The 23,900-nt window shown below is 31.7% G+C and carries 28 protein-coding genes; 6 read left to right on the forward strand and 22 right to left on the reverse strand.

Features of this window, described 5'->3' with window-relative positions:
• Positions 1–9 precede the first annotated feature (9 nt).
• From AMN81_RS06170 to AMN81_RS06190, 5 genes are read left to right on the forward strand one after another with little or no spacing between them, the layout of a single operon-like run.
• Positions 10–2,388 carry a xanthine dehydrogenase family protein molybdopterin-binding subunit gene (locus AMN81_RS06170; RefSeq protein ID WP_072091237.1) on the forward strand — a complete coding sequence of 793 codons (2,379 nt, stop codon included), beginning with the start codon at positions 10–12 and terminating at the stop codon, positions 2,386–2,388.
• Between the two features lie 7 nt (positions 2,389–2,395).
• Positions 2,396–3,181, forward strand: coding sequence for an FAD binding domain-containing protein (locus AMN81_RS06175; RefSeq protein ID WP_072091239.1), 786 nt, complete (start codon positions 2,396–2,398; stop codon positions 3,179–3,181).
• 21 nt (positions 3,182–3,202) lie between these two features.
• Entirely contained in the window at positions 3,203–3,532 is a 330-nt protein-coding gene (locus AMN81_RS06180) for an XdhC family protein (RefSeq protein ID WP_072091240.1), read from the forward strand.
• Positions 3,532–4,212 carry an XdhC family protein gene (locus AMN81_RS06185; protein WP_072091242.1) on the forward strand — a complete coding sequence of 227 codons (681 nt, stop codon included), beginning with the start codon at positions 3,532–3,534 and terminating at the stop codon, positions 4,210–4,212. Before AMN81_RS06180 ends, AMN81_RS06185 begins: the two co-directional genes overlap by 1 nt.
• Positions 4,209–4,784 (forward strand): nucleotidyltransferase family protein, encoded by a 576-nt coding sequence (locus AMN81_RS06190; protein ID WP_072091244.1) that lies wholly within the window; start codon positions 4,209–4,211, stop codon positions 4,782–4,784. The genes AMN81_RS06185 and AMN81_RS06190 overlap by 4 nt, the downstream gene beginning before the upstream one ends.
• On the opposite strand, the gene AMN81_RS06195 is transcribed toward AMN81_RS06190, so the two are convergent.
• The 12 genes from AMN81_RS06195 to AMN81_RS06250 all read right to left on the reverse strand — a co-directional run bounded on the left by AMN81_RS06195 (position 4,767) and on the right by AMN81_RS06250 (position 14,176).
• A complete protein-coding gene (locus AMN81_RS06195) occupies positions 4,767–5,249 on the reverse strand; it encodes a protein-methionine-sulfoxide reductase heme-binding subunit MsrQ (protein ID WP_256998243.1) in 483 nt (160 codons plus the stop codon). The genes AMN81_RS06190 and AMN81_RS06195 overlap by 18 nt on opposite strands.
• A gap of 105 nt (positions 5,250–5,354) precedes the next feature.
• Positions 5,355–6,260, reverse strand: coding sequence for a protein-methionine-sulfoxide reductase catalytic subunit MsrP (msrP, locus tag AMN81_RS06200; RefSeq protein WP_072091247.1), 906 nt, complete (start codon positions 6,258–6,260; stop codon positions 5,355–5,357).
• A 1-nt stretch (position 6,261) separates the two neighbouring features.
• Complete coding sequence (locus tag AMN81_RS06205; RefSeq protein WP_072091248.1) at positions 6,262–6,708, reverse strand: molybdopterin synthase catalytic subunit; 447 nt, start codon at positions 6,706–6,708, stop codon at positions 6,262–6,264.
• The gene (locus AMN81_RS06210) at positions 6,708–6,977 is read right to left on the reverse strand and encodes a MoaD/ThiS family protein (RefSeq protein ID WP_072091250.1); all 270 of its coding nucleotides are present in this window, start codon (positions 6,975–6,977) and stop codon (positions 6,708–6,710) included. Before AMN81_RS06210 ends, AMN81_RS06205 begins: the two co-directional genes overlap by 1 nt.
• On the reverse strand, positions 6,977–7,522 hold the full coding sequence (gene moaC / locus AMN81_RS06215) for a cyclic pyranopterin monophosphate synthase MoaC (protein WP_072091251.1): 546 nt from the start codon (positions 7,520–7,522) through the stop codon (positions 6,977–6,979). The genes AMN81_RS06210 and moaC overlap by 1 nt, the downstream gene beginning before the upstream one ends.
• Complete coding sequence (gene moaA, locus AMN81_RS06220; RefSeq protein ID WP_072091252.1) at positions 7,522–8,508, reverse strand: GTP 3',8-cyclase MoaA; 987 nt, start codon at positions 8,506–8,508, stop codon at positions 7,522–7,524. Before moaA ends, moaC begins: the two co-directional genes overlap by 1 nt.
• A gap of 71 nt (positions 8,509–8,579) precedes the next feature.
• Positions 8,580–8,903: a GYD domain-containing protein gene (locus tag AMN81_RS06225; protein ID WP_080986929.1), complete on the reverse strand. Its 324-nt coding sequence runs from the start codon at positions 8,901–8,903 to the stop codon at positions 8,580–8,582.
• Between the two features lie 86 nt (positions 8,904–8,989).
• Positions 8,990–9,784, reverse strand: coding sequence for an ATP-binding cassette domain-containing protein (locus AMN81_RS06230; RefSeq protein WP_072091256.1), 795 nt, complete (start codon positions 9,782–9,784; stop codon positions 8,990–8,992).
• Positions 9,784–10,911: an ABC transporter permease gene (locus AMN81_RS06235; protein ID WP_023854056.1), complete on the reverse strand. Its 1,128-nt coding sequence runs from the start codon at positions 10,909–10,911 to the stop codon at positions 9,784–9,786. Before AMN81_RS06235 ends, AMN81_RS06230 begins: the two co-directional genes overlap by 1 nt.
• A 66-nt stretch (positions 10,912–10,977) precedes the next feature.
• On the reverse strand, positions 10,978–11,901 hold the full coding sequence (locus tag AMN81_RS06240; RefSeq protein ID WP_023854055.1) for a sugar ABC transporter substrate-binding protein: 924 nt from the start codon (positions 11,899–11,901) through the stop codon (positions 10,978–10,980).
• A 326-nt stretch (positions 11,902–12,227) separates the two neighbouring features.
• Positions 12,228–13,052, reverse strand: coding sequence for a Gfo/Idh/MocA family protein (locus tag AMN81_RS06245; protein ID WP_080986930.1), 825 nt, complete (start codon positions 13,050–13,052; stop codon positions 12,228–12,230).
• Positions 13,049–14,176, reverse strand: a complete 1,128-nt coding sequence (locus tag AMN81_RS06250; RefSeq protein ID WP_072091258.1) for a Gfo/Idh/MocA family protein — start codon at positions 14,174–14,176, stop codon at positions 13,049–13,051. Before AMN81_RS06250 ends, AMN81_RS06245 begins: the two co-directional genes overlap by 4 nt.
• A gap of 30 nt (positions 14,177–14,206) precedes the next feature.
• Here AMN81_RS06250 and iolE point away from each other — a divergent pair, with 30 nt between their 5' ends.
• The gene (gene iolE, locus AMN81_RS06255) at positions 14,207–15,109 is read left to right on the forward strand and encodes a myo-inosose-2 dehydratase (protein ID WP_072091260.1); all 903 of its coding nucleotides are present in this window, start codon (positions 14,207–14,209) and stop codon (positions 15,107–15,109) included.
• Here iolE and AMN81_RS06260 read toward each other — a convergent pair whose 3' ends face one another.
• The 10 genes from AMN81_RS06260 to AMN81_RS06305 form a co-directional block, all read right to left on the reverse strand.
• Positions 15,110–15,610 carry a hypothetical protein gene (locus AMN81_RS06260; protein WP_072091261.1) on the reverse strand — a complete coding sequence of 167 codons (501 nt, stop codon included), beginning with the start codon at positions 15,608–15,610 and terminating at the stop codon, positions 15,110–15,112.
• Positions 15,611–16,576 (reverse strand): hydroxyacid dehydrogenase, encoded by a 966-nt coding sequence (locus AMN81_RS06265; RefSeq protein WP_072091263.1) that lies wholly within the window; start codon positions 16,574–16,576, stop codon positions 15,611–15,613.
• A gap of 59 nt (positions 16,577–16,635) precedes the next feature.
• Complete coding sequence (gene dhaK / locus AMN81_RS06270; RefSeq protein WP_072091265.1) at positions 16,636–17,628, reverse strand: dihydroxyacetone kinase subunit DhaK; 993 nt, start codon at positions 17,626–17,628, stop codon at positions 16,636–16,638.
• A gap of 8 nt (positions 17,629–17,636) precedes the next feature.
• A complete protein-coding gene (gene dhaL, locus AMN81_RS06275) occupies positions 17,637–18,266 on the reverse strand; it encodes a dihydroxyacetone kinase subunit DhaL (RefSeq protein WP_034390111.1) in 630 nt (209 codons plus the stop codon).
• Positions 18,256–19,266, reverse strand: a complete 1,011-nt coding sequence (locus tag AMN81_RS06280) for an ABC transporter ATP-binding protein (RefSeq protein ID WP_023854047.1) — start codon at positions 19,264–19,266, stop codon at positions 18,256–18,258. The genes dhaL and AMN81_RS06280 overlap by 11 nt, the downstream gene beginning before the upstream one ends.
• Positions 19,266–20,348, reverse strand: coding sequence for an ABC transporter ATP-binding protein (locus tag AMN81_RS06285; RefSeq protein ID WP_072091266.1), 1,083 nt, complete (start codon positions 20,346–20,348; stop codon positions 19,266–19,268). The genes AMN81_RS06280 and AMN81_RS06285 overlap by 1 nt, the downstream gene beginning before the upstream one ends.
• 1 nt (position 20,349) lies before the next feature.
• Positions 20,350–20,520, reverse strand: coding sequence for a hypothetical protein (locus tag AMN81_RS06290; protein ID WP_256998244.1), 171 nt, complete (start codon positions 20,518–20,520; stop codon positions 20,350–20,352).
• Between the two features lie 20 nt (positions 20,521–20,540).
• A complete protein-coding gene (locus AMN81_RS06295) occupies positions 20,541–21,485 on the reverse strand; it encodes a carbohydrate ABC transporter permease (RefSeq protein ID WP_023854044.1) in 945 nt (314 codons plus the stop codon).
• Entirely contained in the window at positions 21,485–22,384 is a 900-nt protein-coding gene (locus AMN81_RS06300; RefSeq protein WP_023854043.1) for a carbohydrate ABC transporter permease, read from the reverse strand. The genes AMN81_RS06295 and AMN81_RS06300 overlap by 1 nt, the downstream gene beginning before the upstream one ends.
• Before the next feature lie 66 nt (positions 22,385–22,450).
• The gene (locus tag AMN81_RS06305; protein WP_072091268.1) at positions 22,451–23,755 is read right to left on the reverse strand and encodes an ABC transporter substrate-binding protein; all 1,305 of its coding nucleotides are present in this window, start codon (positions 23,753–23,755) and stop codon (positions 22,451–22,453) included.
• Positions 23,756–23,900 lie beyond the last annotated feature (145 nt).

The following is a 23,900-nucleotide window of genomic DNA, read 5'->3' on the forward strand; positions in this document are numbered from 1 at the left end:
AAAAAGAAAATGGCAAGTTTAGTAGGTTCTAGAGTTGAGAGAAAAGAGGATAAAAGATTTTTAACTGGTAAAGGCAGGTACACAGCAGATATTAATTTAGCAAATCAAACTTACGCGATTTTTGTTAGGTCTCCACATGCAAGAGCATCTATTAAAAAAATAAATATCGATAAAGCTTTAAAATCATCAGGAGTAGTAAGCATACTTACAGGCAAAGAAATAGCAGATGATAAAATTGGAGGTTTGATTGCGGGTTGGGCGATTAGAAGTGAAGACGGTACAGAAATGAAATGTCCTGGAAATCCTCCGCTAGCTAAAGATAATGTAAATTTTGTTGGAGATCCTGTTGCAGTTGTAATTGCTGAAAGTTTAGCAGAAGCAAAAGATGCTGCAGAAAAAGTTGAAGTTGATTACAAAATATTAAAAGCAGTCACAAGTACTGCAGATGCTATGAATGGAGATACTATTCATGAAGGCATCGATAAAAATCTTTGTTTTGACTGGTTATTAGGGGATAGACAAAAAGTTAAAGAAGCATTTGATAAGGCTGATAAAGTAATTTCTATTGATATCATTAATAATAGATTAATTCCAAATGCAATGGAGCCAAGAGCATGTGTAGCTGATTACAATGCAGCATCTGAAGAGATCACTTTATACACAACAAGTCAAAATCCACATTTATCAAGATTGATAATGTCTGCTTTTGGAAATGTAGCTCCTGAACACAAGTTAAGAGTTGTAGCTCCAGATGTTGGTGGTGGTTTTGGTTCAAAAATTAATGTCTATAACGAAGATATTGTTTGTAGCTGGGCAGCTAAAAAAATTAATAGAGCTATAAAGTGGGTTGCAGAAAGATCAGAATCTTTTTTAACTGACATACATGGAAGAGATCATGTAACTCATGCAGAATTAGCGGTTACTAAAGATGGAAAGTTTCTTGGTTTTAAAAATGAGACCATAGCAAACCTTGGAGCTTATGCTCGAGTATTTGGTACAGTTACACCAACTTATTTATTTGGACCTTGTGCAACTGGGGTTTATGAAATTCCGGCAGCTTATACAAATGTCAAAGCTGTATATACAAATACAGCTCCAGTAGATGCTTATAGAGGTGCAGGAAGACCAGAAGCTACATATACAATAGAAAGATTAGTTGAAAAAGCTTCCATGGAATTAGGGATAGATAAAACTGAACTTAGAATTAAAAATTTCCCTACAGCATTTCCTTTTAAACAAACATTAGTTCATACTGTAGATTCTGGCGATTATGTTGCTGGAATGGAAAAGGCAAAACAGATGGCAGACTACAAAGGTTTTGAGGCAAGAAGAAAAGAGTCTGAAGCCAAAGGAAAACTAAGAGGAATAGGTGTTACTTCATATTTTGAAGCATGTGGTATTGCTCCTTCAGCTGCTGTAATGTCTTTAGGATGTGGAGTTGGATTATGGGAATCTGCTGAGGTTAGATTTAATCCAACTGGACAAGTGACTGTTTATACAGGTTCACATAGTCATGGACAAAGTCACCAAACAACTTTTGCTCAAATAGCAGCGGATGAATTAGGTGTTCCAATAGAAAACATAGATATCGTTCATGGTGATACAGATAAAGGAACTTTCGGTATGGGAACATACGGTTCTAGGTCTTTAGCTGTTGGTGGTATTGCTATTGTCAATGCTTGTAAAAAAATAGTTGAAAAAGGTAAAAGAGTGACAGCAAAAATGTTAGAAGCAAATCCCGAAGACGTTGAGTTTAAAGATGGTGAATTTATTGTTTCTAAATCAAATAAAAAGAAAACAATAGGAGAAGTAGCTTTTGCTTGTTATTTACCTGGTGTAAGAGATGAAATGAAATCTCCATTACCAGAGGGTGATGAGCCTGGTTTAAAAGAAACTTCTTTTTATGATCCTTCAAACTTTTCTTTCCCAGCAGGAACACATATTGCAGAAGTTGAGATAGACCCTGAAACAGGACATGTGAAGCTTGAAAAATATACAGCTTGTGATGACTTTGGAAGAATAATTAATCCAATGGTTGTAGAGGGACAAGTTCATGGAGGTCTTGCTCAAGGTATAGGTCAAGCATTGTATGAAAACGCAGAGTATGATGAGACTGGTCAGTTGATGACAGGATCTTATATGGATTATACGATGCCACGTGCAGATAATTTTCCTGAGTTCAATATTGGATATACTTGCACACATGCAACCACAAATCCTTTAGGAGTTAAAGGTTGTGGAGAAGCTGGAGCTATAGCAGCACCACCAACAGTAATGAATGCTGTAATTGATGCTTTAGGTGGACAGGAAGTTACTATGCCAGCTACGGCGGAAAAAGTGTGGAAGGCTTGTAAAAATCTAAAAAAATCTAACTCAAAAGCAGCATAGGAGGTTTATGAAAGATTTTAATTATCATTCAGCAAAAGATAGTAAAGAAGCATCTAAACTTGCTTCATCTAATTCTGCTTTTTTAGCAGGAGGGATGACTACTATTCCTTCAATGAAGTTAGGGTTAGCCACTTATAAGGATTTAATTGATATAAAAAATATTAAAAAATTAAGTGGAATAAAAGTAAGTGGTAAATCAGTTATAATAGGAGCTGCAACTAAACATGTTGAAGTTGCCAATTCTAAAGATGTCAAAAAAGCAATTCCGTCATTGTCTAGTTTGGCTGAAGGAATTGGTGATCCACAAGTAAGAAATAGAGGAACTATAGGCGGTTCAATTGCAAATAACGATCCATCAGCTGATTATCCATCTGCATGTATAGCTTTAAATGCTACAATACATACTAACGAAAGAAAAATTGAAGCGTCAAAGTTTTTTAAAGGAATGTTCGAGACAGCATTAAAAAAAGGTGAGTTAATTGAAGCTGTAGAATTTCAGATACCAGAAAAATCAAGCTATCAAAAACATCCTAATCCTGCATCCAGGTATGCAGTTGTAGGTGTGTATGTCGCAAAACATAAAAGTGATGTAAACGTTGCTGTTACAGGTGCAAAATCATGTGTTTATAATGATAAAGAAATGGCAAAAGCACTTTCAGGCAATTTTTCTTCTTCATCAATAGATGGAATGGATCTTGATAGTTCTGATATGAACTCAGATATCCATGCTTCTGCAGAGTATAGAGCTAGTTTAGTTGTCACGCAGGCTAAAAAAGCCGTTGATGCTTGTTAGTTAAAAACTATATTTTATCAGATGAAAAATTCATTTGATGAGAAAATTTTAGACGAAGCTAAAGATTGGATTAAAGCTAATCAAAAAGTAGTTTTAGCAACAGTAATTCAAACCTGGGGATCTTCACCGAGACAAGTTGGTAGTAGAATGATTGTCAATGAAAAGGGAGATTTTTCAGGTTCTGTTTCTGGCGGATGTGTTGAGTCTGCAGTTGTAAGTGAATGCATGTCATTAATTAAAGATAACAAGCCTTGTAAAAAAATAGAATTTAAAGTTTCAAACGAGAGTGCATGGGAAGTGGGACTCGCATGTGGTGGAGAAATTGCAGTATATATTGAGCAGATACACTAATGAAACTTAAAACACTTGAAGAAATTTTAAAAAAAAAATCATCAAAAACTGAGTTTGCAATTCTTACAAATTTAGAAAACGGGAATAGTGAGATTTATATACCTGGAACTTCTCCAGAAGGAGAGTTTTCAAAATACACAAACGAAATCGAAAAATTTTTTAAATCAAAAAAAAATGGGATTATAGAAAATTCAGAGATATTTGTTGAAACTTATATAAAACCAATAAAAGTAATTATTGTTGGTGCTGTACATATTGCACAATACTTAGTTGATTTTGCAAAAAGTTTAAATTTTGAAATTAGCATCATAGACCCAAGAGGATATTTTGCATCTGAGCAAAGATTTCCTGATATTAAAGTTATTAATAAGTGGCCAAAAGAGGCTTTTGAAGAAATTGAAACAAATTCAAATACAGCCTTAATAGCTTTAACACACGATCCAAAAATAGATGATCCTGCTTTACAATTCGCTCTAAAGAATAAATTTTATTATATCGGAGCACTTGGTAGTAAAAAAACTCACGAAAACAGATGTCAAAGATTAAGTGAGGCTGGATTTACTAATGATGAAATCAATTCAATTCATGGACCAATTGGTATTAAACTTGGAGGTAAATCTGCTCCAGAAATTGCTTTATCTATCATAGCTCAATTAGTTTCTGAAACTTATAAAAAGTGATTAAAGTTATATTACTTGCCGCTGGTTTATCCAAAAGAATGAAATCAGAAAATAAACTTATTAAGTTATATAAAAATAAACCTCTAATTAATTATTCACTAAATGTATTAAAAAAAAGTAAAGCAAATAAAATTATTATAGTTCTTGGTCATCAATATAAAGAAGTAAGAAAAATAATTAAAAAAAATAAAAAAATTATTTTTACGTATAATAAAAACTATAAAAAAGGAATGGCCTCTTCCATAAAAATGGGATTAAAAAAAATATCTAAAAATGACAAAGGCTTTATTGTAGCTCAGTCTGATATGCCATTTGTTAAACAATCAGACATTAATAAAATTTGCAGATCTATAAAAACTAAAAAATTTTTAGTTCACGCATTAAAATATAAAAATAGATTAGGCAATCCCATTGGTTTTGATATTTCTTTGATAAAAAAATTTAAAAATATTAAAGGTGAGTTTGGAGCAAAATTTATTGTTAAAAGGCTTAAAAATAGAACAAATTTTATTAATACAAGCAGCCTTAAATCCTTTAAAGATTTTGATAAAGTTTCAGATTTTAGAAGCTGATTTAGTAATTTTAATCCTAAAAAGTAAAAGAATTATTAAAAGTATTAAAAATATAAGTGGTTTAAAAAATATTGTTTTTGATAGCCAAATATAATGAAGTACGCCAAAAATCCCAATTATATAAATTAATCTATGAATTTTTTTCCAATTTTGCTTCAACAGTCTAACCATTTTTTCAGATGATGTTACAGCAAGAGGGATTAATAAAAGCCAAGCTGAAAAACCAATAAAAATAAACTTCTTTTTTAAAACATCATTTATCAATGGTTCAAAATCAAATCTGTAATCTAGACCAACGTAACTAAGCATATGAACAGATGCATAAAAAAACGCGAACAAACCAAGCATTCTTCTAAATTTGATCCATTCTAACGATTTAGTAATTTTCCTAAGTGGAGTCATTGAAAGAGTTAAAAAAATAAAAATTAATGTCCATTCACCAAAGTGATTAATAATTCTATCCACAGGCTCTGGTCCTAATTGATTAAAAACTATTTGATAAGTAATTAAATAGATTGGCCAAAGCGAGAGAAAAAAAACTATAATTTTAGAATAGCTTCTCAATTTAATTTAATAATTTTTTTTTAAATCCATACCGCTATAAAGACTTGCGACTTCATCTCCATAACCATTAAACATTAAGGTCTTTACTCTAGGCGCCCAAACACCTTCACCAATTATTCTTTCAGTTGCTTGAGACCATCTTGGATGAGCAACATTAGGATTAACATTTGAGTAAAACCCATATTCTCTAGGAGAAGCCCACATCCAGGACGAGGTAGGCATTTTTTCTACAAATTTAATTTTAACAATTGCTTTGGCACTTTTAAAACCATACTTCCATGGAATAAATATTCTAAGTGGTGCTCCATTTTGATTTGGGAGTTTTTTACCATATAGACCTGTCACAACTGTTGTTAAAGGATGCATAGCTTCATCAATTCTTAAACCTTCTTTATACGGCCAGTTCAAAACAGGATATCTTTGACCTTTCATCTGCTCAGGATCGTATACACTTTCAAATTCAACAAATTTTGCTTTATTAGTTGGAATAACTTTTAATAGCAATTCGCTTAAGGAAAAACCCATCCACGGAATTACCATTGACCAACCTTCAACACACCTTAAACGATATATTCTTTCCTCAGAAACAAACATTTCCGAGATTTCCTCCATTGATAATTTAATTGGTTTTTCAACCTCTCCTTCAATAGCTATTTCCCAAGGGGTTGTTTTAAATATTTGAGAATTTCTATGAGGATCACTCTTTGATGTTCCAAACTCATAATAATTATTATAAGTCGTAATATCTTTATAACTTGTTAATTTATCTCTCTCGTTTGCTAAAGATTTATTTACAAATGGTATAGTAGACATAGCTAGTGAGCTTGCTCCAAGACCTATAGATTTAATGAAAGATCTTCTTTTTTTATAAATATTTTCTGATGTAATTTCTGAATTTTTAAATTTTATCATTTTAATTGTTTAGAGATACTCCTTTCAACCACTCACTATCCTCATTTTGATAATGTTCTTTTTTCCAAATCGGAGATCTTTTTTTAATTTCCTCAATTATATATCTAGATAACACAAAAGCTTGATCTCTATGTTTGCAAGCTACACCAATAATAATGCTTTTTTCTTTTAAACTTACATAACCTTTAACATGTTCAATAAATACTGCTTTTTCTTTAATATTTAACTTGTTATCTGCTTCCTCATAAATTTCTTCAAAACTTCTTATAACCATACTTTCTTTGGCATCATAGGTAATACCAGTAACTGATTTATTTTCATTTAAATCTCTTACAGTTCCAACAAAATATATTACAGCGCCAAATTTAGATTGATTTAAAAAATTTTCTGCTTTTGAAATCTCAATCTTCTCATTTTTTGAAGTATCAATAATTTTGGTATGTAGCATTAACCGCCTCCTATAGGAGGTATAATGCTAAAGTTTTGTTTTTTAACTATTTTATAATTGTCTGAGACAATTTTATCATCAGACGAACAAAAAGCTGATGATTTAATAATTTTTTTAAAAGTTTCATTTCCTTTAAATTTCATATCAATAAACTCTATCATTTGGTTTCTAAGATCTTTTATTGAGGAATTTTCAATTAATTCAAAGTCTAAATGGGATTTAGTACTAAATTCTCTAGCCGCACCAAATAGTTCAACTGATATTTTCATTAAATAATGTTTTTTAAAAAATCTGGGAGCCCATCAGGGTTTTTCCATAATCCACTTTTTCCACCTTCTTTAATTAATAATTTTACGTTATCAATTTTAAGATGTGGATTTACTATTTTGCTTAAATCATAAATTGTGATTAAGGCAGAGTTAACACCCATTATAGCTTCCATCTCAACACCTGTTTTTGCTACTGCAGAAACGACACAAAAAACCTCTAAAGAACTATCTAATTCATTCATAATTATTTTAGTAGCCGTATGGTCAATTGGAAGTGGGTGACATAAAGGAATAAGTTCACTTGTTTTTTTTACACCCAACACAGCCGATACCTCAGCTAAGGTAATAGGGTCTCCTTTAGGCATCTTCTTATTTTTAATTAAATCAAAAACTTCTTTTCCAACATAAATTTTACCTGATGCTAGAGCTCTTCTAAAAGTTTCTTTTTTTGAAGAAACATCAACCATATTAAAAGAATTTTTTTGAAATATTTCTTTAGCCCAATCTTTAAGCTCTTCTTGATTTATAATTTTTAATTTTGACATTAGCCGCCTGTGGTAGATAAATTTTTAGTTAAACCAGTTTCACCAAGCTCTAAATAATGTGATTCTTTTTTAAATTTCATTTGTCCCAAAATGAGATCTTGCAATTCATCTATTTGATCATTTTTTTGCAATAAATGTCTTATACTTATTCCAGTATTGCCAAATAGGCATAATCTAAGATCTCCTCTTGATGTAATTCTTAATCTATTACAACTTCTACAAAAATCTTTAGAATAGGGTGCTATAATTCCAAATTTCCCTTTATATTCTGGATTGATATAATTTAATGACGGTCCTGCATCCTTACCTAGGGTTTGGTAAATCCAATTGTTTTTATTTAAATATTCTTTGAAGATTTTTGAGGATACATGGTATTTTTTAAAATAATCAAGGTTATCTCCAGTTTGCATTAATTCTATATATCTAAAATCTACTTTGTTTTTTTTAATAAATTCTCCCCAAGTCTCAAAATCTTTGTCTGATGCATTTATTCCATTTAAAAGAACTGCATTAATCTTAATGTTTTTAAAATTTAAATCTTGTAGGATATTAATTCCTTTTAAAATCTCTGGTAATCGATCATGACCTGTAACATTTTTGAATGTATTTCTATCCAGACTATCAATGCTAATATTAATACCATTTATCCCACTATCTACTAACATCTTTGCTTTTTTGTCTAAATGATAACCGTTTGTAGTAATTACAACTTTTTTTATTCCAGCTTCATGTTTTAAGATTTTAATTATTTCAAAAAAATCATTTCTTACTGTTGGTTCACCGCCAGTAAGTCTTATTTTATTTACACCTAATTTTGAAAAAACTTTTGCGAGACGTCTTATTTCATCAAGATGAAGAAATTTTCTATTGTCACTTTTATCAATTTGATAACCATTAGGTAAACAATACCCACACTTAAAATTACAAACATCTGTAATTGAAAGTCTTATATATGGAAATGTTCTACCGAAACTATCTATAAGCATATTTTTTTATTATTATTTATCTTAATAAAAAAAATTACTAACTTCTAGTCTTAGAACCTTTCATTAAAGTTTTATTTTCCAACTGGTCGATAAGAAGATGCAGCTTTTGCAGCTTTTTCTGCAGCTTTGTTAAAATCAACAGCTTCCATGATATTCATATCTTCAATTGTGCCAGTTGATTGCATTAACATCTTCATACCTGCCATTGTTTCAAAATCTGATCCTTCAATAATAGCTATGAAATCATATGCTCCTCTTAGAGTCATCATTTCTATAAGTTTTCCACCAGCAGCTTCAGTTATTTTTTTTGCAGCCTCTTGTCTATTATCTGAAGGATTCTTAACGAAACCAGCAAGACCTTGAGTTGAGTATTTACCTAGTACAACAAACTTCATTATTCCTCCTTTTTTATATTTTAATTATAACAAAATTCGCATTTGTTAAAAATGATTTAGGATTAATAAGGTTTGAAAATGATTAACTAATTTTTACTTAGTCTATCCATTTCTTTTAATTCAACCTCAAGTTTATCTAGCTCCTCTCCACCAGCCATCATTCCTAATAGCTCTTCTCGGCTAATATCTTTTTTATTAAAAGTTCCTAAGCTTTTACCTCTATTAAGAACAGTAAAACTATTTCCTACAGGATATGCATGGTGAACATTGTGCGTAATTAAAATTACAGCTAAACCTTGTGAAGCCGCTTTTACAATGTATTTTAAAACCATTGATGCTTGATGAACACCAAGAGCAGAAGTTGGTTCATCTAAAACTAAAACTTTTGCACCAAAATATATAGCTCTTGAAATTGCTAAACATTGTCTTTCACCACCAGACATTGTTCCAACTGCTTGAGAAGGATCTCTTACGTCAATTCCAATTTGACCCATTCTTTCAGCAGCAATTTGATTTGCCTTTTCAATATCGAAAGTTTTTAAAAAAGGTAGTCCCTTTAATGGTTCTCTTCCCATAAAAAAGTTTCTTGTGACACTCATTAAAGGAACTAAAGCTAAGTCCTGGTAAACAGTTCCAATTCCCATATCCAAGGCATCTTTAGGTGAGTCAAAAACAGTTTTTTTACCTTCAATTACTATTTCACCTTCATCGGGTTTATGAACACCTGCTAAAGTTTTAATTAATGTAGATTTTCCTGCACCATTGTCGCCAAGCAAACACATGATCTCACCTTTTTTTAATTTCATAGTGACATCTTTAAGAGCAATCACTTTTCCAAAAAATTTACTAATGTTGTTAAATTCAATTAAATTTTCTGACATTATTTTGTCTCTGTTACTCGTTTTCTAATGTAATTATTAAATACTACAGCAATCAACATCATCGCTCCTAAAAACACTTTAAACCAATCAGTATCAACATCTGTATAAAATATTCCCATCGAAACAGTTCCAAATATTAATGCACCAAAAGCTGCACCAATTGCAGAACCATATCCTCCAGTTAATAAACAACCACCAACAACTGCTGCTGCAATTGCTTCTAATTCTTTTAAATTTCCTCTCATAGTATCTGCAGAACCAGCATCTAAAACTTGAATAGTTGCAAAAATAGTTGCTGCAACTGCTGTCCCAATAAATAAACTTATTTTAACTCTTCCAACGGGCACACCAACATTTGTTGCACCATTCTTGTCTCCTCCTGATGCAAAAATCCAGTTACCATATCTAGTCTTCATTAATATCCATGTTGCAAAAAGTGTAGCTGCAATAAACCATATTACTGAAGGAGGAATACCGGTAGCTAATGGAGTTCCATCGGTTCTTAATGCAATTAAATTCATTGAACCCAGCCAAGTAAACAGCCATTTGAAAGTATCAGTTGCAAACATCCAGGCGATTGGATCATTCTCTATTAAAACTCTTAAGCCTGGAACTTGAGTTCTTCCTGTAATTAATCTTGTAATTGCTAATGTTGCTCCTCTTAAAATAAACAACATTGCAAGAGTTACTATAAAAGATGGAAGTCCTGTTCTAACAACAAGGATACCATTGAAATAACCAACCAGTACTGCCATAGCAAAAGCAAAAATAATACTTATCCATAAAGGCCAACCCCAATAAATTGCAGGTATTGCTATACATATTCCTGCAAAACCAATCATTGATCCAATTGATAAATCAAATTCACCACCAATCATTAGCATTGCTGCTGCAATTGCAATTATTCCTAAATTTGCAGAAACATCTAAAAAGTTAAGAGTTCCATATGCACTGAACATTCCAGTGTCACCTGCAACTATTCCAAAAAATATGAATACTAAAATTGCACCACCAACAGCACCTAATTCGGGTCTATTTAAAAGCAATCTTAGTTTTGATACTTCTTTAAGTCTTTCGTCTTGACCTGAAGTTTTTTTTGATGCGATACTTTTTGCTTTGTCAGACATTTTGTTTTGAATTTTGTTTAGAAAAAAGGCCTAACTAAAAGTTAGCTAGGCCTTTTAAAGTATTTTTTATCTGTAACCTTGAGCTGCCCACTTAATTACTTTAGCAGCATTATCAGGAGTTACGAAACCAGGACCAGTCATAACTACTCCAGCTGGCATAGTTCCATATCTCATGTACTGACCAAAAATTGCTATTGGTAAGTAACCTTGTAGGTATTGTTGTTGGTCAATTAAAAACTCTACTTTACCTGCAGCAGCAGCTTTTAACATTCCTGGTGACATATCGAATGTACCAAGTTTAACAGAACCAACTTTTCCTGCAGCTTCTAAAGCTTTAAGAGCAGCTTCACCTGCAAGACCAGCACCTAAAGTTAGGATAGTGTCATATCCACCACCTAATTTAGCAGCAACAGCTTTTTGAATTTCTGTTGGGTCATTAGAAGTTCCTAAGATATCAACTGATCCACCAAAACCTTTTTTGAATCCAGCACATCTTCTATCTAATGCAACGTTTCCAACTTCGTGGTTAACACATAGTGCTTTTTTACCACCAGCAGCTTTCATTTTTTGTCCGCCACCTACACCAGCTTCAAACTCAGTTTGTCCAACGTGAGCACTGATACCTAGTGAAGCAAAGTCATCTGAACCAGAGTTCATTGAAATTACTGGAATACCAGCAGCGATAGCAGCTTTAACAGATTTTCCTAAAGCAGCAGCATCTGGAAGAGTAATCACAATACCTTTTGGTTTTTGTGAAACTGCGTTGTCAATTAATTTAGCCATTTCAACCATGTCGAAAGTAGCAGGTGCAGTGTACTTGCAAGATATTCCCATATCTGCACATCCTTTATCTACACCATTCTTAGCAACAGACCAAAACGGGTCGTTAGCTTGTCCGTGAGATACAACGATCACGTCTACTGCTAAAGCAGACACTGAAAGCATAACCCAAGCAACAAAAGCTAATAATGATTTGTATAATGTTTTCATTATTTTTCCCTCTCGTTTAAATAAAAGTTAACTTTTAATGCGCGAACGTTAACATAAAAAAAACCAAGTTGTAAAGACGACAACTTTAAAATGTATAACTTTTATATATAGTTTATAATTGTTTTAAATTTTCTATTATTAGTTGTATCTAAAATTTTATTTTAATTTGTTTTCTTTGTTTCAAAGAATTTGATGCAGCATTTGCTAAGATAAGAGCTCTTCTTCCATCCTCAAAACTAGATATAGGTTTATTTTTCTTTAATGTGTATCTTGCAAGTTCATCAAGCTGATGCCTGTAAGCATCAACATATCTATCAATAAAAAAATTAAGAAGAGGTTTTTTTTTGAGAAGTGTTATTTCTGTTAAATATTTCCGTCTCGTTTTCTTTTTTATTTCCAGATATTAACATGCCTTTAGATCCAAACAACTCCACTCTTTGATCATAGCCAAAACTACAATGTCTCGAATTGGTGATAATACATTGTACACCTTTTTTAGATCTTAAAATACATGAGGCAAGCTCATAATCTTTTATTTTATTAAATTTTTTGTCAGAAACATTACTTCCTGTTGAAAAAATGGAGTCTACTTCATCTTTTTCCAAATAAAATCTAACTAAATCAAAGTCATGTATCATCATGTCTTTAAATATACCTCCAGAAACTTTTAAATAATCTAAAGGAGGAGGGGCAGGATCTCTACTAGTAATTATAATTTTTTCTAGCTGTCCTATTTTTCCTTTTTGAAGTTCTTTTTTTAAAGAACTATGACCTGGATCATATCTTCTGTTAAATCCCAACTGAATTTTTGGATTCAGTTTTTTAATTTTTCTTAGGCATTTATTAACTTTATCAATATTTAAATCTAAAGGTTTTTCACAAAAAATTACTTTTTTATACTTAGCGGCTTCCTCAATTAATTTGATATGTGTTGGTGTGCTTGATGCAATAAATATTAGATCTATATTTTTATCTTTGAAAGCAATTTTAGGATTGTTAATAGATGTTGAGTTAAATTTTTTCGATATTTTTTGATTAAGTTTTGTATTTATATCAAAAGTATATTTTAAGTTAAAACTTTTATGAGAAAGTAAATTTTCAGCATGCATTTGACCAATTCTTCCAAGACCAATTAAAGCAACGTTAATCATAGCTTAACCCATTTTTTTGATTCGCTAGATTTTTTACATGCATTAATAAATTTAGCAGTTTCATATCCATCATCTTCATTAGGATAAAAAGTTCTTTTTTTTGATTTTAACGATTCAGCGAATTCTCTATAGATATTAGAAAAAGCATCCAAGTAACCCTCTGGATGACCAAATTTAATTCTAGAAAATTTTTTGGAAAAACTTGCATCATGAAATCCTCTTTCTAATATTCTAACAGCTCCTTTTGATGGATTAAATTTTAAATAAGTTGGATCATTTTGTATCCACTCTAAACTTCCTTTAGATCCAAAAATTCTTATTCTTAAACCATAAACCCCACCTCTTGCAGTACAACTTGTCCAAAACATTCCTTTTGCACCATTATCAAATTCAATTAATACTTTAGCGTTGTTATCCATTTTAACTGTTTTTGATACTTGAGTAATATCAGCAAAAACTTTTTTTGTTTTTAATCCAGACATATAACTGGCAAGATGACAAGCATGAGACCCAAGCTCGTTTAGAACTGTTGAGACACCTACAATTTTGTTATCAAGTTTCCAACGAAACATCTTTCTAGAGTTTTTTTTATTTATAGTTTTTCCTTCACTCCAGTCTTGAACATACTCAAAATTAACATCTTCTACTTTTCCAATTTTTCCTTTTTCAATTAATACTTTGGCTTCTCGAACCATCGGGTAAGCTGAATAATTATGTGTTAGAGCATATTTAATTTTTTTATTTTTTTTTATTTTATTAAATAAACTTTTGGCTTGTTTCAGATCAGCAGCAAAAGGTTTATCAGAAATAATATGAATGTTTTTATCAATAAATTTTTCAGCAATAATTTGATGACTTCCTGGTGGCGTCATTATTGACACAACATCAATTTTATCTTTTCGAAGACTTTCTTTGTTAGCCATAGTTAAATAATTTGAATAACATCTATCCTCACTAACACCGATGCTTTTTCCAAACGAAGTTGATTGTTTTGAATTTCTTGAAAAAACTCCTGCTACAATTTCATATTTGTCATCAAACCTTGATGAAATTCTGTGCACGTGACCAATCCAAGAATTAGGTCCACCTCCAATGATACCTAGTTTTAATTTTTTAGATTTCATTTTTAAAACTTATATATATAAGACTTATTTATGTCAGTAAAATTAGGAATAGCACCGATTGCATGGAGTAATGATGACATGCCAGAACTAGGAGGTGATACTTCTTTGGAACAATGCTTGTCAGAAGCAAATCAGGCAGGTTTTATAGGAATTGAGTCTGGAGGAAAATTTCCTAAAACATCTGAGGAGTTAATACCTAAATTAAAAGAGTTTAATTTAAATCTTTGTTCAGGTTGGTATGGAGCAAACTTAAGAAAAAATAGCATTACTGAGGAAAAAAATTTAATTCAAGATCAGCTAAAATTATTTAAAGATTGCAATTCACCTTGTATGGTTTTTGCTGAAGTTTCAGGCTCAATTCAAGGAGATCCAGACAGAAAACTTTCTACAAGACCAAAAATGGATCTTGACGAAGCTAAAGAATACTATTCAAAAATTTCTGAAATGGGTAAATATTTAGAGGATGAAGGAATGCCTCTTGCTTACCATCATCACATGGGAACTGTTATAGAAACTGAGGAAGATACCATAAGATTGTTAGAAAATACTGATGATAGTGTTAAACTTACTTTAGATACTGGCCATATGTTATTTGCTCAGGGCAATTCTCTAAAAATTTTAAAAGATTTTAGTGAAAGACTTATTCATATGCACTGCAAAGATATTAGAAAATATGTTTTAGAAAAATCTTTGAAAGAAGATTTAAGTTTTAGAGGAGCATTTTTAGAGGGTGCTTTTACAGTGCCTGGAGATGGCTGTATTGATTACAAACCACTATTTGATGTATTAAAAGAAAAAAACTATTCAGGTTGGTTGGTGGTTGAAGCTGAGCAAGATCCAGCAAAAGCAAATCCGTTTGAATATGCAAAGATTGGTTATAAATATTTAACTGAAACCTTAAATAGCTGCAATATAGAGATTTTTAAAAATTGATTATCTATAAATAGAAGTAAGTTCGTTGTTTCCTGCTGCAACACAAGGTGATTTAAAACAAGTACCAACAATCCACTCTGAACCCGGATCAGGTAAAAAATTCGAAGACATTACAAAGATCACTCCCATTTCGACGGCTTGACCAGCTTTACCTTCGGCTTTTATTCTTGGATCAGGATCAGTTTTTACTTTTGAGTCATCAGAAAATGGATTTTCTATCTTTAAATTTTCGTTAATATATTCTACAACTTTATCAGCTATCCATTCACCATTACATGGGTCACCCCAAACAGTGAATTTACCCTCATCATTATTTCCGCATTTATTTATTTCATCATTAATTAGATCAACAACCTTGTTGTGATTTTCTTTTACTAAATTAGCTTTAGCTTCAACTGCTGGCCTTGTGCTTGCTGTCCAAATTAACATTCCAACTACAAAAATTGCTGATGCAGATACTAAAAACTCTAAAAAACCAAAATTCTTGAAATTAATTTTCATTTATAATTTTACAGTCTTTGATTTTTCCAACTTTTTATCAAAAAAATCAATAATATTTTGAATAGTTTCTTTTCCCATTCTTGTCATGCATTCCTCAGTGAATGCAGCAGTGTGTGGGCTTAAAAATACTTTATTATTTTTAAGCAAAGGATTATTTGGATCAGGTGGCTCAATTTCAAAAACATCTAAACCAGCTCCAAGAATTAAATTTTCATTTAAAGCTTTATCTAGATCAATTTCATTTATAACCCCACCTCTTGCAGCATTGATTATAATACAATTTTTTTTCATATCTTTTAATAAATCATAATTGATAATATTCTTAGTTTTTTCATTAAGTGGCACATGAAGGGATATAGCATCCATGCTTTTTGAGGCATCTTCTAAACTATCTACTTTTATACCGCCGTGTTTTTCAATTATCTCTTTAGATACAAATGGATCATAGACAAAAACTTTCATTTCAAATCCCAGACATCTTTTTATTAAAGCCTGCCCAATACGACCAAATCCAGCAATCAATATATTTTTATTCCACAATTCAACAGTTTTGGGCAATTTATTTCGGTCATTGAATTTACCACTTTTAACAGTTTCATCGTACATATTTCCTTTTTTGGAAATATTTAGCAGCATAAACATTACATGCTCAGCTACTGCTACTGCATTTGCAGTTGCTGTTATCGCAAGAGTGATATTATTTTTTTTAGTGCTCTCTAAGTCTATATTGTCATAACCAACACCATGTCTTGAAATAATTTTTAATTTAGTTGAACCTTCTATAACTTCACCAGTAAGTTTTGCAGTCCTGATAGAAATACCATCACAATCCTTTATCTTGGATTTTAAAAATTCGTTATCTGTATTTTCTACTATTTCAAATTCATAATCAGAATTATCTTCTAATAATTTTATACCAGCAGTGTGAATAGGCTGAATAATTAAAATTTTTTTTTTACTACTCATAGTTCAGTTTTAATAAGGACTTTTTAATACGAAAATTAATTAAAAATGTAAATTACTTTTTACATACCCCAACGCATAGCTGCAGTATGTACAGGTGCATCCCAATTTTTTAAAATTTCATCATCACATTTTAGGAGTGTTATAGATGCTCCTTGCATTTCAAGTGATGTACAATAATTACCAACTAAACTTCTTGTGATTTCAATACCTTTAGATTTTAACATTTCACAAGCATCATCGTATACTAAATATAATTCAGTAAGAGGAGTTCCACCCATACCATTTACAAATAGAAGGGTCTTTTCATTTTTTTGTGGTTTTAAATCATCAAGTATAGCTTCCAACATATTATTAACTATTGTTTTTGATGGTTGAATTTTTTCTCTCTTTCTTCCAGGTTCACCGTGTATACCTACTCCAAATTCCATTTCATCATTTCCAATATTAAAAGTTGGTTTTCCTGCAGCAGGAACTGTGCAACTAGTAAAAGCAACACCCATAGTTCCAGAGTTTTTGTTTACTTTTTCACCAAGTTTTTTACATTCTTCTAAAGAACCTCCATTCTCAGCAAGTGATCCAACAATCTTTTCGACCAAAACTGTTGCAGCTACACCTCTTCTACCAGTTGTGAACGTAGAGTCTTCAACAGCCACATCGTCATTAGTAATGATACTGTCATTTTTACCTGAGTACATTTCTGCACCCATTTGAAAATTCATAATATCCCCAGAATAATTTTTAACTATGAACAAAACACCAGCACCGCTATCCACATGTTCAGCAGCTGCTTGCATTTGGTCTGGAGTAGGTGCTGAAAAAACAAAACCTGGACATGCTGCATCTAGCATTCCATGACCAACAAAACCACCGTGCATCGGTTCGTGTCCACTTCCTCCACCTGAAATTAAAGATACTTTTCCTTCTTTGGTTTTTGTCTTTCTAGAAATGAAGTTTGGTTCAAAATTTACTTTAATTATATCACTATGCGCTTTACCAAATCCATTAAGACTTTCTTTTAAAAAATCATCAACATTATTTATAAATTTTTTCATATTTCCTCCTATTTATTAATTAGTGATTTGCATATTGTATCGATTATAAGTTGTGATGAACGAGCCCCTGGATCTATATGACCTTTGGCACGTTCTCCTAAAAATGAAGCTCTACCTTTAGTAGCAAGCATGTCTTTTGTTGCTAACATTCTATCTTCAGCAATTTTTGTTATCTCACTTAACCCTTCTTTCATATCCGTATTACTACTTTTTAATTCATTAAGTTTTTCTGATACTGGAATTAAAACATCCATCATTGTTTTTTCTCCAATATCAGCTTTTCCTCTTTCCTTCATTGCATTAATTCCCGTTATAACCATTTCACATGCTTTTTTAAAATCTATATCTTTATCTAGATCTGGTGTTTTAGCCATAGACATAAAGAAAGTTCCAAACAAAGCTCCTGAAGAGCCACCAATACCTGACAAGACTTTCATAGCAATCATATTTAAACCTTTTTGTAAGGGCAGATTTTTAATATCATCTTCAAGCTCAACTACTAACTTAAGACCTCTTTGCACATTAAATATATGATCCCCATCTCCAATATTTTGATCTAGTGCTTCAATTTCTGCTGCATTTTCATCAATAACTATTTGAATATTTTTTGCTTGAGAAATTAAAAAATTAACGCTCATGTATCCTTTGGTCTCCGTTATCAAATTTTAAAACTTTATTCGTATTAATGTCAAAATTAATTTTTTCATTAATTGATGACTTATAGCTACCCTGAATTGAAGCTAATATTTCATTGTCTTGAAAATTAATAGCTACCACAGTCTCTGAACCTAAATTTTCTATAGAAATAACCTTTCCTTCGTATGGTCCATCACCTAACTCTATATTTTCTGGTCTAAGTCCAATTTTTGGTATGTTGTTGTCTAGTTTAAATAAAGAACCAGGTAAAATATTTATTTTTGGTGACCCCAATCTTTGGGATACATAAATTGAATTTGGATTTTCATAAATTTCTTCAGGAGTTCCAATTTGAACAATTTTGCCCTCTTTTAAGACTCCAATTTTATCTGCCAATGTTGTTGCTTCAGCCTGATCATGTGTAACATACAATATAGTAGCATTTAGATTTAATTGAATATTTTTTAATTCAACTCTAAGGGTTTCTCTTAGTTTAGCATCTAATGAGGATAGTGGTTCATCCATTAAATAAATATTTGGTTCACGAACTAGAGCTCTACCAATAGCCACCCTTTGCATTTCTCCACCAGAAAGTTCAGTTGCTTTATTTTTTAATTTATTTGTAATTTTGAGCATTTCAGCAATTTTCTCTACTTTATTTTTTATTTCTTCCTCAGGAAGTTTTCTCATTGGAGACCTCAAAGGAAAAGCAAGATTTTCATAAACAGTATAATGAGGATAAAGAGAGTATTGTTGAAAAACAAAAGACACATCTCTTGAAGCAGGTTGATCATGAGTTATATTTTCATCGTTGAATAATACATCTCCAGAATCAATTTTTTCTAAACCGGCTATACATCTAAGCGTTGTAGTTTTTCCAGCACCAGATGGACCCAGTAATACAAAAAATTGGCCATCTTCAATTGTAAGATTTATATCCTCCAAAGCTTTAATTTTTTTATTATAAGTCTTAAATAATTTTTTTAATTCTACTTTTGCCATTATTTTATAAATTCACTATTTAAAGATTTGTCCGTTTGACCGTCAAAAATAATAATATTATTATTTAAAGGTTTAACCTGCACATTTTCATTTAATTTAACGTTAATAGAAATATCTGTTTTAACTTTAATTTCACCTAAACTTGTTTTAACTGTAATTATTTTTCTTGATCCTAAATACTCTACTCCAAAAACTGAACCTTTTAGACCCTCATTATTGTTTAAAGTTAAATTTTCTGGACGTATACCAAAGAAATTTTTACTTCCTTTTGATTCCTCAAGTTGTTTGGGAATATCAAATTTAGCTCCTTCGATATTTACAAATGATTGATCTTTAGAAATTCCCTCATTAACTTCAAAAAAGTTCATACCTGGAGATCCTATAAATGAGGCCACAAATTTAGTTTTAGGTTTATTGTAAATAATATTAGGCTCATCAGCTTGTAATATTTCACCACCATCCATAACTGCAATTCGGTCAGCTAATGACATTGCTTCTAACTGATCATGAGTTACATAAACTGTGGTTGCTCCAATATCTAAATGTAGTTTTTTTAATTCTAGACACATTAATTCTCTAAATTCAGCATCCAAAGTTCCCAATGGCTCGTCCATTAAAAATGCTTTTGGTCTTCTAACTAGTGCTCTACCTAAAGCTACCCGCTGTCTATCACCTCCTGAAAGTGAGGAAATGTTAGAATTTAAAATGTGATCAATTCTTAAAAGTTTTGCTGCTTCTTCAACTCGATTTTTGATATCACTTTTTTTATAACCCTGCATTTTTAGAGGAAATGATAAGTTATTTCTTACATTCATGTGTGGATAAAGGGCAAATAATTGAAAAACAAAAGCTATATCTCTTTCTGATGCTCTTAACATTCCTACCTCTTCATCTCCAAGATATATCTCACCAGATGTAGGTAATTCTAATCCTGCAATCATTCGAAGTGTTGTAGTCTTTCCACAACCAGATGGTCCAAGTAAAACAAAGAACTCTTTATCATTTATCGTTAAATTAGAATTTTTAACTGCAGTAAAATCGCCAAATGATTTTTGTAAATTTACTATTTTAATTTGAGACATATTAATCCGGAAAGTGGCTTGTGATTATGAAACCTATAGTTCCTACTAAAATTACAATAAAAGAATAAGTAAACATCCACATTGCAAACGGTTGTAACAACATGAAAACTCCAATTAAAATTAGTATCGTTGATAAGTTTTCCCAATAAACTCTTCTAAATATTTTTCGCATTAATGACTTTTCTTCTTGCATTATTTTCTTACTGCTCCAAAGGTGATACCTCTTAAAAGATGTTTTCTTAAAATTATTGTAAAAATCATTACCGGTAATAGAAATAAAGTCGTTCCTGCTCCAATTGCTGGCCAATCAAGACCACCTTCACCAATGATTGTAGGAATAAATGGTGGGGCTGTTTGTGCATTGAATTGAGTTAGCAAAACAGCAAAAGCGTATTCATTCCATGAAAAAATCATACAAAAGATTGCAGTTGCCGCTATACCAGTCATTGCTTGTGGAAGAACAACTTTAAAGAAAGCTTGAAGTCTAGAATATCCATCGATCATAGCTGCTTCTTCATATTCTTTAGGAATTTCATCCATAAATCCTTTTAATAACCATACTGCTAAACTTAAGTTTACAACGGTATACAATATGATCATTCCAAGGTGAGTATCCCCAAGACCTAATTTTCTGTACATAATAAATATAGGAACAGCCACCGCTATTGGGGGAAACATCCTTGTCGAAAGAATAAAAAATAATAAATCATCTTTTAAAGGAACCCTAAACCTTGAAAACGCATATGCAGCTAATGCACCTAAAAATACAGATGCAAAAGTTGAACCAAATCCAATTATCATAGAATTTGAGTATCTACCTAAAAATTTAGATGGTCCTGTTATAACCATCTCTCTGCTTCTAACTAGTTCCTCATACCAATTTTCTGGGGGAGGTAATGAATCAAGGTATTCTTGTGATTGTCTTGATCTATTAGTAAATAAGTTAACATATCCCTCTAGTGATGGTTCAAACAAAACTTCAGGTGGATATGAAATAGCACTATCAACATTTTTAAAACTTGTCATTACCATCCAAGATATTGGTATCAAAGTAATTACAGCGTAAACTATGATAATAGCAGCAGCCATTTTTTTTGAAAAAGACGAAGGTTCCAAATATGATCTAGAGGTATCCATCAGCGTTCCTTTATTTTGTTCATTACTTTTACGTAGACATTTCCGAAACCAAATATGGTGACAAAAAGAATAACAGCAAATGCTGAGCTGTAACCTGTTTTCCATTTTTCAAATGCTTCTCTTTTTAAGTTAATTGAAGCAAGCTCTGTTGCAGAACCGGGGCCACCAGAGGTAAGCTCTACAACCATGTCAAACATTTTGAAATTCTCAATTCCTCTAAAAAGCAGAGCTAATAATAAAAATGGCAAAACAGAAGGTAAAGTAATATATATAAATTGCTGCCATTTACTTGCTCTATCAACCTCTGCAGCTTCGTATAAATAATTTGGAACAGATCTTAGACCTGCTAAGCAAATCAACATTGTAAAAGGTGTCCACATCCATGTGTCAACAATAACAATAGCCCAAGGAGCAAGCGTACTTGAACCAATCATGTCAAAGCTTCCTAAATCATAGAAAAAATTAACCACGTAATTAAATAGACCTACTTGAGGATTATAAAGATAAGTCCAAAATACTCCTACTACTGCAGGTGATAACATCATAGGTAAAACAATTAATGTGGTTAATAGTTCATTACCTTTAAATTTCCTATTAAGAAGTAAAGCTAAACCTAAACCTATGATTGCTTGGAGCAATAAAGTCCAAAACATAAAGCTTGCTGTAACTTGCATTTTTTCCCATATCGCTTCTTTATTAAGAACTTTAATATAATTTTTTAAACCAACAAACTGAGGTTCTCTTCCAATTTTATTTGCGTAAAAATTTGTAAAGGACATTTTGATTGCATAGACCAATGGATAAATATTTATAGCCAGTAGCAGAAGTACAGTTGGTCCGATAAAAAGCCAACCTACAGCTTTGTCAGAAAGTCCTTTGAATTTTTTTTTAACGCTCATATGAATTTTTTAATAAAAAAAGGGGAGGTTTAACCCCCCCTAATTTTAATTTCTTAACTATTAATGTTAAAGTTTTCCGTCTGCTTCGAACACTTCAACCCACTCTTCGATAATTTTATCTAGAGCGCCTTTAGCAGTTCCTTTACCATTAACAACATAGTCATGAATTGCTTCTTGCATAGGAAGCATTAACTCTACGAAAGTTGGTTCTTGCCAAAAATCTTTGACAATTCCCATTGAGTCCAAGAATCCTTGTGCATAAACAGTTGATGTTGGGAATGATGGTGAATTCAAAACATCATTATGACATGAGTATCCACCTAGGTCCCACCATTTTTGTTGTACATCTGGTCTTGCAAACCACTTAATGTATTCAAGAGCAAGATCTTGTTTGTCTGAGTATTTAACAACAGATATCCCTTGTCCACCTAATGTTGCAGCTGCAACATTTTGTTTCGGATTTGCAAAGAATCCACTAACTCTTCCACCACTGTCTTCTTTAGAAACACCTGGCCAAAATGCATACCAATTCATTTGGAATGCAACTTGTCCTGATTTGTAAGCATCTAAGTTTGCAACCATGTAAGCATCAGAGTGTCCTGGAGGTGCGCAGTCTTCATATAACTTTCTGTAAAACTCAACTGCTTCTACAGCTTGTGGTGAATTGAAATATCCTTCCATATCATATGGTTTGTTAGGATTTTCATATTCCATACCCCACGCATACATAGCAGCTGTAACACCCATTGTTATACCTTCTGATCCACGCTCTGTGTTAATTGCAGCCCCATATCTTTTTTGACCATCAATTTCTCTTCCTTGGAAGAAAGTACACATATCGTATAATTGATTCCAGTTTGCAGGAACCCCTAGATCATAACCGTGTTTCTTTTTGAACTCAGATTTAAGTTCTGGTCTATCAAACCAGTCTTTTCTATAAGCCCAAGCTAATGCATCTCCCATAGCAGGTAATGCATAATAGTTTTCACTACCTTTAGGCCAAGTTGAATATGCGTAAACAGTAGCTGGCGAGAAATCGCTCATTGAAATTCCTTCTTTATCAAAGAAATCATTCAACTTAACGTAATGCCCGTATACTGCTCCAGCACCAATCCACTGAGAGTCACCTATTAAAAGGTCAAATGTTTTACCTTTGTTGTTAAGTTCATTTAACATACGGTCGGCAAAATTTGGCCAAGGGACAAACTCAAAATTAACTTCTATTCCAGTTTCTGCAGTAAATTCTTTAGTTAATTCTTGCAAAGCATTAGCTGGATCCCAAGCGGCCCATCCTAATGTTATAGACTTAGCGTTTGAATTTACAGAGAATGAAAATAGAGAAACAAACAATAAAATCATTATTTTTTTCATTTTATCTCCTCTTAGTTTAATTATTCTAATTATAATCTATCCAAAATGTTTTGTGGCTGCTAGTATTTTTTTTATATAAAATTAATTGTTGATAAATTTAAAGAGAGGGAGGGATTATGAACAATATAAAAGGTCCTGCAATTTT

The sequence above is a fragment of the Candidatus Pelagibacter communis genome (assembly GCF_001179845.1).
Taxonomy (GTDB): domain Bacteria; phylum Pseudomonadota; class Alphaproteobacteria; order Pelagibacterales; family Pelagibacteraceae; genus Pelagibacter; species Pelagibacter ubique_Q.